This is a genomic window from Gemmatimonadales bacterium (assembly GCA_030697825.1).
Classification (GTDB): domain Bacteria; phylum Gemmatimonadota; class Gemmatimonadetes; order Gemmatimonadales; family JACORV01; genus JACORV01.
In genome coordinates this window covers 1-8,306 of record JAUYOW010000085.1, presented here as the reverse complement: position 1 = coordinate 8,306, position 8,306 = coordinate 1, and the positions used below count along the sequence as shown (strand labels likewise).

Here is an 8,306-nt window from a genome sequence, read left to right as displayed (position 1 = left end):
GTCGACATCCTTCACCTGCTCGAGGACCTCCGCGACGCCTACCCCGGCGCCCTGGAGGAGACCATCCTCACGGAGATCGTCGCCAACTCGCTCGATTCCGGCGCCACCTTGATAGCGCTGACCGCTGACCCCGCCGCCGCTACGCTCACCGTCACCGACGACGGCACCGGGATGAAGCGGAGCGAGCTGATCCGCTTCCACGACATCGCCGCGACGACCAAGACGCGCGGCCAGGGCATCGGCTTCGCCGGGGTCGGCATCAAGCTCGGCTTGCTCGCCTGCCACGACGTGCTCACCGAGACGCGCCGCGGGAAACACCACGTCGCCTCGTCGTGGTGTCTTGCCTCGAGGCGCCGCGCGCCGTGGAAGTGGGTGCCACCTCCGGGGCTCGTGGCCGACCACGGGACCGCGGTGCGCCTCAAGCTCCGCGAGCCGCTCTCGGCGCTGCTCGATACGGGCTTCCTCGAAGCGACCATCGCCCGTCATTTCGAGCCGCTGCTGGACGTTGCGTTCGACCAGCTGCTGGCGGCTCACTACCCCGCGGGCGTACGATTCCTCGTCAACGGGCACGTCCTGCCTAGACGTGAGGGGAGCGACGGCCGCGCGGCACTGAGCATCCGGGTCGCCCGCAAGCGCAAGCCGTCGGCGGTCGGCTTCCTGACCCGCGACGCCGGCCCACTCCCCGAGGAGCGCCGCGGCGTCGCGGTGAGCACGCTGGGCAAGGTCATCAAGCGCGGGTGGGGCTGGCTGGGGCTCGTTCCCGCCGCGCCGGACCGTATCGGCGGGCTCGTCGAGGTGCCCGCACTGGCCGAGTGTCTGACGCTCGACAAGGGTGATTTCATCCGCGCCGGCCAGCGTGGCATGACGCACCTGGCCTACCGCAAAGCCATCCAGCAGGCGGTCACCGCACAGCTCGCGGCTTGGGGCGAGGCGCCCGGTGACGACGAGGAAGCCCGCCGGCGCAAGACGCGGCCGCTGGAGCGCGACCTCCACACGGTGCTGGTGGACCTCGCGGAGGAGTTCCCGCTCCTGGCCATGCTGGTCGAGCGCCAGGCGGGCGGCCAGCGCAGGCTCCCCATGGGCCGCGCCGCCGAAGGGGCGCGGGGTGTTCAGCCCGCCGCGCTCGGCGTCTCCGCGGGCAGCGGGGAGGCGCCGGAATTGGGATCGTCAGGCGGCGAGGAGGAAGCGCACCCGCCGGAGGTCCCCGAACCAGGCGAGGGCGAGGCGGCCGCGGCGCCGGCCCCGGAGCCCATCCTCGCCGAGGGGCCGCCGGTGACCGGCGGGCGCGGTCCGAAGCGGCCTGTGCGCTACGGTTTGACGGTGCGTTTCGAGAAGGGGCCGGACGGCGGCGAGCTGGGGCGGCTGGTGGAATCCACGGTGTGGGTCAACGAGTCGCATCCCGCGTACCGCCGCGCGCTCGCCTCGCGCTCGGAGGGCTACCACGTGGCCCTGACCGTGGCGATGGCGCTGGCGCCGCTCGCCGTGGAGCCGCCGCACGTCCACGGGTTCGTGACGGCCTTCCTGACGCGCTGGGGAGCGAAGCTGGACGAGCGCGTGCGGCCGGGCCGGAGGCGGCACTAGCGGAACGCGACGAGTACGCCAAGCGGCTCTCCAACGGCGAGTCGGGCGCGGGTCAGTCGGGATCCAGAAGGACCGGGGCCTGGGGGGTGAACCCGGACCAGCTCTGGAAGACCAAGGAGGATCCGTCCGGGCGGACGGTCCTCAAGGTGGAGATGGGGATGCGTTCGAGACCAATCATGCTGTTAGGCTGCCCCCTAGCCGGCCCTCGGAGAATGCACACGCTACTCGCCGCGCTACTGCGACCGCTAGGAAGGCTTCTCCTTCGTAATGAGTGGCTCGCTTTGCGCGCGCTCCTTCAGCGAGCGCATCATGATCTGCAGCGCGCAGGCTCGTCTGCTCCGCCGCTGATAGCACAGCAGCTGCTAGTGTCCGGCGAGGACCATCGGCACGGCCTCCACCAGGGAATCGACATCATCGCGATCGGACGAGCGTGTTGGCGCCGCCTGGCCTATGGCACGATAGAAGGCGCCAGCACCATCGACCAACAGATCGTCCGCGTGCTCACCGCTCGCTACGAGCGCACTCTAGCCCGAAAGCTGCGAGAGATCCTGCTTGCAACGCTCGCCGCGCAGGAGCTCCCGCGGCACGCTATGCCAGCCCTCTACTTGCATCTAGGATACTTCGGGTGGCGCATGCATGGCTTTCAGGCCGCCTGTGCGCGTCTCGGCCTGAACCCTTGCGCTCTCACTCCCTCCCAGGCTGCAGAACTCGTGGCTCGCCTGAAGTACCCGCAGCCGCGCCTTGCTCCAACTCGCCGAATCGAGCAGATTCGATGCCGCTCTCATCACTTACTAGCCCTTCACCTTCGCCACAGACTCGATGGCACTTACGACCACATTCAGCGAGCGTCCTCTTCGCGCATTCGAACTCGATCCCTCGCTGCGCCAGCTCTCGGCACCGTATCCTGAGCCGCGCGACTTCATCGAGACTCTAGCGGCTCTAGTGCCTCGCGACGTTCACTGCGTCGTGCGGCTTTGGCTCACGGAGGGCATCCCCTTCATCTTCCGGCCGGTACCAGCGCTCTACGACGTGGCTCGCTCCTGGCTCGCTGGCAGGCTTCAGGTCGAACCCAAGGCGATAACCATCATCGGCAGCGCGCGTATCGGCTTCTCGCTTGCACCACCCCCCCAGTTAGGGACGCCAGTCTCGGCTAGCTCCGACCTCGACTTCAGTGTCGTGTCCGCGGACCTCTTCAGCCGTGTCGCTCACGACTTCGAGACTTGGGCTCAGGATTACAAGACCGGCGCGGTTGTCCCCGCGAACGAGCGTGAGCACCGCTTCTGGGACGCCAACCTTGAGCACGGGCCACGAACCGTCGCGCGAGGCTTTCTTGACCCGACCAAGCTCGTCCCCACGCACCTGCGTTACTGCACCGTTCAGTGCATCGGCCAGGCAATGTGGGCCCTAGGCCGGAAGCTCCAGCTCACCGACGACGCACCAGAGCAGACGCTCTCATCCCTCAGCGTTTACCGAGATTGGCGCGCACTAGTCAACCGTCTCTCGACCAACTTGGCCTACGCCCTCAGCAAGCGTACTTGAATCCACACTACACGGGGGCAGCCCAACAGCGCATGAAGCTGCCGTGCTCGCCGCGCTCAGCGCTCTGGCGCGGTCGGACAGAGGGGCGAGGGTCATCAGCGCCCACCCGCCAGCGTCGAGTCTCGTAGCGTGCGCAGCCGCTCCAGCACTCCGCGCACCCGGCCCGGCACGCCGCTCGCCACCCCATAGAGGTCCACCGACATCATGACCCCGTTGCGCCGCAGACCCCCCGGGCGGCGGCGCCGCAGCACATAGCCGAGTTTCACCGAGCGTCCCATGTGCGCCATCGCCCCGATGCCGACGTCCACGCTGGACGGGAAGGTCACGACGGCGGACAGGCCGACGTACGACGTCCGGTTCTGGTTGTATCGCAGATAGCCCAGGGGCTCGAGGGTCAGCACGTCGAGCCGCCGCAGGGAGTCCAGCCTCCCCGTCAGCTCCACACCGAACGACGGATGCAGGAGCACCAGCTGCCCGACGGGCGGCGACAGATCGGACGGGCGAACGCCGCCGATGCCGTTCACCAGCAGCTCCCAGGGGTACTGGGAGTACGAGCTCGCGTTGTAGTTGTCCCACAGCACGAGCTGCCGGTCGAGCGCGCGTACCGCGCCCTGACGCCCCGCGTCGCCGTAGAACACCAGCAGCTTCCATGCGGCGATGGCACGCCAGCAGAGGTCGCGCCGGACGGCGGCGTCGGTACTTGCGTCGAAGGCGAGCCGCGCCGGCGGGTCGAAGAGCGTGAACCTGTCCTCGTCCGGGTCGCCAATGAGGTTGAAGCGCACCTGCCTTACGCCGCCGGCGGTCCGAAGCAACGTCTCGCGATTCGGGCTCGCGTCTACGGCGGCAAACTCCCCCTGCATGGTGTCGAGTTGGGACTGGAACGTCGCTCGCATCTGCCCCGCTGGCACGAGATCCGAGGCGCGAAAGCCGTCCGCCAGCGCGGTAGCGACGGCGGACCACCTGCCCTCCGAGATGGCGGGGCCGAAGCCTACCATGACCGCGTTCGGGTGCCGGTCGGCCCACCCCGCCGGGATCGCGGCGGGATCGAGCGCTGTTACGACGTCGGGGTCGCAGTCACGGCCGACCGCGCTCGGCGTCTGCGCCGGCAGCCTTGCGGCCGCGGCGCCAAGTGCCGCGGCGCCGAGTATCGCGGCGAAGACCCGGTCACGCATGGCACGCATCGCGCGCCTCCTTGGCCAGGGCAAGGAACTGGCACCCAGCGATGATGAGCTTCTCGGGGTCGGCGCTGTCATGCACCAGCTCGATCAACCGCCGCGCCGCCGCGACGAACTCCCTCACCTGGTCGGCGCACGGCAGTGCTGGTGCCGCCGCGTAGGCCGCGATCGCTGACTCCTTCTCCTGCCTGGTGATCACCGGCCCCAGCAGACCGTTGATTATCGGGACGTGAACCGAAGGAGCGTCGAGATAGTGCTCGTAGCCGTGAACGTTGAACTCTCGGATGTGATCCAGGCCTTCGGTCGGCCGGTAATCGTCGCCCCAGTTCGCGGGCTTGAACGCACGGACCGCCGGAAAGGCATCCAGGGTGTGGCGGAAGTTGTAGTAGCGCGTCAGGTACGCCGTCGCCGGCTGCACCGTGTAGGGGTGAACGACGCTGGTGTACGCCTGAGGATCGGTCTCGAGCACGCGGCTCACGTTGGCGACCGCGAAGAGATTCAGGAACCGGAATTTGCCGGCCATGAAGGCCTGGCTCCCATCCAGCGGCACCGACCCGAGGATCGCCAGGCTGTCGTGCACGACCGATGTCCCCAGGCTGTGCGTCAACACCGACGCTTCGAGGAGCTGCCCCCCTTTCATCGCGCCCGCGAGCTTGGCCGCGATCGCCTTCATGACCTTGAGCCGTACCTGCTTGGTGGCAATGCTGTTGAACCGATACAGGAGCACGTCCACCACGTGGGTCCAGAAGAAGTCCTTCTCAGTGTCCTGCGCCGTGTTGAGCCAGCCCAGGACCGTCGGGATCGTCATGGCCTGGTCCCGCGCGAAGGTCGCGAGACCGTCCACCGACCCCTGCCACTGGCCGAGGATGCCGGTGAAGACGTCATCGTAGGTGATCGGGACGATCTCCACCTGCTGATCCAGCGGAGGGCCGTTCTTGAAAGCCTGATAGCGGCTGGCGGCCTCGACGAGCTTGGCGCGAACCAGCCGCGCCCAGTCGCTGCCGTGCACGCCCATACCGTGAACAACGAATAGGATCTTGGGCACGCCTACGTGGGCTCTCGCTGCCCCTCGGCTTGGCCGAGCCAGGCCAGCGCCGACTCCTCATCCGTGAACACCCTGACCAAGGCGCCCCGCATGTCGGCGAGCATGCAGACCATCCGCACCACCCCGAACAGCGCGCCGGCCCGCGCCAAGATCGCCACCCGCCGCCGGCCCAAGGCCTGCACGCTCACCAACGCATCAGCTTCCAGTATTTCCAGTGCCTCCGCACGGCCGGGGACCTCACCAAGATCCCGGACGTCTATGAGCAGCGGCCTGACGGACGGTTCCATCGCCGCCAGCTGCGCGGCGACCAGGCTTCCGTCACTGCAGAGGAAGCGCTGCACTCTCGATTCCGTTACTGTTGGAGGCATGTCGGCACCTCCGAACAATTGCTCGGCGCGCTCGGCAGTGAAAGTCTCGAACAACTACGAGGGAACACCCTAGTAGAAGTACGAGTCTTCCCCCTCGAAGTAGTTCGAGTGAGTTTCAGTACCATGCAGGCTACAGGCATCCCCTGGCCCCTCTACATGAGTTCCGCCTACCCGGCGCTACCGGCGCTCGCGACCCTCCTCACCAGGTCGCGGCCCCGGGGCGCCGCCCGGTGGATCCTCGCCTGGTCCCTCCTGATCACCCTCCAGGAGGGTGTGGGGATAGCGTTGGCGCTGAACGGCCTCAACAACCACTGGCTGACGTACGCAGCACTCCCGGCGGAAACCGCCCTGGTGCTCTGGGCGCTGGCGGAGTGGCAGACCCGCGACGTGGCCCGGCTCACCCTTCGCCTCGCCATCCCCCTGGCGATCACGGTCTGGGGCGTGCTCCTGGCGGCGGTCGAGAACACCAGTACCTTCTCCACGGCGGCCGAGCCGCTGCTCAGCGTGCTCGGAATGGCGGCGGCGGCATGGACCCTGGTCGACCGGAGCATGAACGAGGCCGAGGGAGGCCTTGCCGGTCAAAGTTGGTTCTGGACGTGCGCGGGTCTTTGCCTCTATTTCGGAGGCAACAGCACCATCGGCCCGCTGGCCGCGCTGCTCGGCGGCGATCGGACACTGGTGGCGCGGGCCTACGTGCTGTGGTCCGTGATCAATGTCGTGGCTTTTCTCTCGATCGCCCGAGGCGTGACGTGCCAAGTGCACCACAGGCAATCTGGAGCCTCTTCGTCGCCGGTGTCCTCTCCGTCGGCATCGTCCTGGTCGCCCTCGGCGCCGCCCTGATCCTTGCCCAGCGCCGGCGGCTCGCCATGCAGCAGGACTTCGCGCGGCGCCTCCTCGCGGCCCAGGAGGACGAGCGCGCCCGCATCGCGCGCGAGGTGCACGACGACGCCCTTCAGCGCGTGGCCATGATCGGCCACGAGGTGGACGATCTCGCCATCAAGCTCCCCGGCAACGGCGGAGACGTGGCGCGCCGCGCCCGCGCCATCGCGACCGAGCTCCAGGACCTCGGCGTGATACTCCGTTCCGTCGCGCACCAGCTCCATCCGTCGTTGGTCGAACAGGTAGGCCTGGCGCGCGCGCTCCAGGCGCTCGGCACTGAGTTCTCGCGAACCACTGGGCTGGTCGTTGACGTGTCGGTGACAGGTGCGGACGTGCCGCTCCGGCCCGACGTGGGACTGGCGGCCTACCGCATCGCTCAGGAATCGCTGCGGAACGTGGTCCGGCACGCGCAAACCGAGCGCGTCACGGTCGAGCTGGAAGCCAACGAGCACACGGTGCGGCTGCGGGTAAGGGACTCCGGCCGCGGGCTCCCCGCCGGCCGCCGGACCGAGAGCGGAATCGGCTTGCGCGCGATGCGCGAGCGGGCCGAATTGGTGAAGGGACGGCTCGCAGTCACCAGCGCGCCGGGCTCAGGGACGACCGTCGAAGCGGTCCTGCCGCGCGGGGACGGATGAGGCCGAAGCTCCGGCGCCTGATCCTGGCGGACGACCACCACCTCCTCGTCGAGGGACTGCGGAACTTGCTCGCGCCGCGGTTCGACGTGGTCGCCGTGGCCTACGACGGCGAGAGCCTGCTCACGACCCTGCGCCGGACCACCGCCGACGTGCTGCTCCTCGACTTGGCCCTCCCCGGGCGCAGCGGACTCGATCTGCTCCCGGACGTGAAAGCCCTTCGGCCGGAGATGAAGGTGCTGGTGGTCACGATGCATGTGGACCGGGTCCTGGCGGACGCCGCGCTCACCGCCGGCGCCGACGGCTTCGTCCCGAAGGATGCCGGAATCGAGGAACTCGAGGTCGCCATCAACGAGGTCCTGGCCGGCCGGCGGTTCGTGTCGCGACTCGTTCCCAAGCTTACCCATCGCGTCAGCCTCGACGCCGGGCACCTGGCCATGGCGCGGCTCACGCCTCGGCAGCACGAGATCGTCCGCATGATCGGGGAGGGCCGCTCCACGGCGGAAATCGCCGAGGCCCTGGGCCTCCAGCCATCGACCGTCGCCTTCCACCGCCACAATATCCGCAAGGTCCTCGGCATCGCCGCCGAGCGGGGCTTGGTGAGGTTTGCGATCCTCACCGCCATCAGCGAGGCCGAAGCCGCAGGTCGGGACGCCTCCTAGCATTCGACTTCTCACCCCGGAATCACCGGAACAGATACCCTCTAAGTAGTTCGAGTCTATACCCTCGAAGTAGTACGAGGATGCCACCTCGAACTAATGTGAGGAGATTCCTCCTGGCGGGGCCGGCCCCTGAGCCGGCCGTTTTCATTCCCATCCTACCAGGAGGTAGCCATGTTTCTCCCCACGCGTGACCACCACATCCAGCTCGCTGACGCGGCGCGCATGACGCGCCGGTTCCGCGAGACCCGCTCCAACGACGAGAAGGGAGGCGCGTTCCATTCCGGCCCGATCCTGGAGCTGCTCGACCAGCCCGGCTGCGCGGCGATGCGTTACTACCATGCGCTGAAGAGCGACGGTCGGCCGGCCCTGGTGCTGGTGGGCGTGGACGTGAGCAACGACGACCTGACGGACGGCGTCGTGCTCGA

General features: G+C 68.3%; 9 protein-coding genes. 6 read left to right on the top strand and 3 right to left on the bottom strand.

What is annotated here, in order from left to right; translation table 11 throughout:
• The coding region (locus Q8Q85_04430) for an ATP-binding protein (protein MDP3773492.1) at positions 1 to 1,581 on the top strand (1,581 nt) is incomplete at its 5' end.
• Between the two features lie 819 nt (positions 1,582 to 2,400).
• Positions 2,401 to 3,120 carry a hypothetical protein gene (locus Q8Q85_04425; protein MDP3773491.1) on the top strand — a complete coding sequence of 240 codons (720 nt, stop codon included), beginning with the start codon at positions 2,401 to 2,403 and terminating at the stop codon, positions 3,118 to 3,120.
• A 95-nt stretch (positions 3,121 to 3,215) separates the two neighbouring features.
• On the opposite strand, the gene Q8Q85_04420 is transcribed toward Q8Q85_04425, so the two are convergent.
• The 3 genes from Q8Q85_04420 to Q8Q85_04410 are packed head-to-tail and all read right to left on the bottom strand — an operon-like array spanning position 3,216 to position 5,681.
• The gene (locus tag Q8Q85_04420) at positions 3,216 to 4,301 is read right to left on the bottom strand and encodes a hypothetical protein (GenBank protein ID MDP3773490.1); all 1,086 of its coding nucleotides are present in this window, start codon (positions 4,299 to 4,301) and stop codon (positions 3,216 to 3,218) included.
• A complete protein-coding gene (locus tag Q8Q85_04415; GenBank protein MDP3773489.1) occupies positions 4,285 to 5,340 on the bottom strand; it encodes a hypothetical protein in 1,056 nt (351 codons plus the stop codon). Before Q8Q85_04415 ends, Q8Q85_04420 begins: the two co-directional genes overlap by 17 nt.
• A 2-nt stretch (positions 5,341 to 5,342) precedes the next feature.
• A complete protein-coding gene (locus tag Q8Q85_04410; GenBank protein ID MDP3773488.1) occupies positions 5,343 to 5,681 on the bottom strand; it encodes a hypothetical protein in 339 nt (112 codons plus the stop codon).
• A gap of 150 nt (positions 5,682 to 5,831) precedes the next feature.
• Here Q8Q85_04410 and Q8Q85_04405 point away from each other — a divergent pair, with 150 nt between their 5' ends.
• The 4 genes from Q8Q85_04405 to Q8Q85_04390 all read left to right on the top strand — a co-directional run.
• The gene (locus tag Q8Q85_04405; GenBank protein ID MDP3773487.1) at positions 5,832 to 6,548 is read left to right on the top strand and encodes a hypothetical protein; all 717 of its coding nucleotides are present in this window, start codon (positions 5,832 to 5,834) and stop codon (positions 6,546 to 6,548) included.
• Positions 6,458 to 7,222 (top strand): sensor histidine kinase, encoded by a 765-nt coding sequence (locus Q8Q85_04400; protein MDP3773486.1) that lies wholly within the window; start codon positions 6,458 to 6,460, stop codon positions 7,220 to 7,222. Before Q8Q85_04405 ends, Q8Q85_04400 begins: the two co-directional genes overlap by 91 nt.
• On the top strand, positions 7,219 to 7,881 hold the full coding sequence (locus Q8Q85_04395; GenBank protein MDP3773485.1) for a response regulator transcription factor: 663 nt from the start codon (positions 7,219 to 7,221) through the stop codon (positions 7,879 to 7,881). Before Q8Q85_04400 ends, Q8Q85_04395 begins: the two co-directional genes overlap by 4 nt.
• 171 nt (positions 7,882 to 8,052) lie before the next feature.
• The coding region (locus Q8Q85_04390) for a hypothetical protein (GenBank protein MDP3773484.1) at positions 8,053 to 8,306 on the top strand (254 nt) is incomplete at its 3' end.

Excerpts from the sequence above, each read along its gene's own strand:
- Q8Q85_04425 (MDP3773491.1), top strand. The coding sequence starts at position 2,401 with ATGGCACTTACGACCACATTCAGCGAGCGTCCTCTTCGCGCATTCGAA.
- Q8Q85_04420 (MDP3773490.1), bottom strand. The coding sequence starts at position 4,301 with ATGCGTGCCATGCGTGACCGGGTCTTCGCCGCGATACTCGGCGCCGCG.
- Q8Q85_04405 (MDP3773487.1), top strand. The coding sequence starts at position 5,832 with ATGCAGGCTACAGGCATCCCCTGGCCCCTCTACATGAGTTCCGCCTAC.
- Q8Q85_04395 (MDP3773485.1), top strand. The coding sequence starts at position 7,219 with ATGAGGCCGAAGCTCCGGCGCCTGATCCTGGCGGACGACCACCACCTC.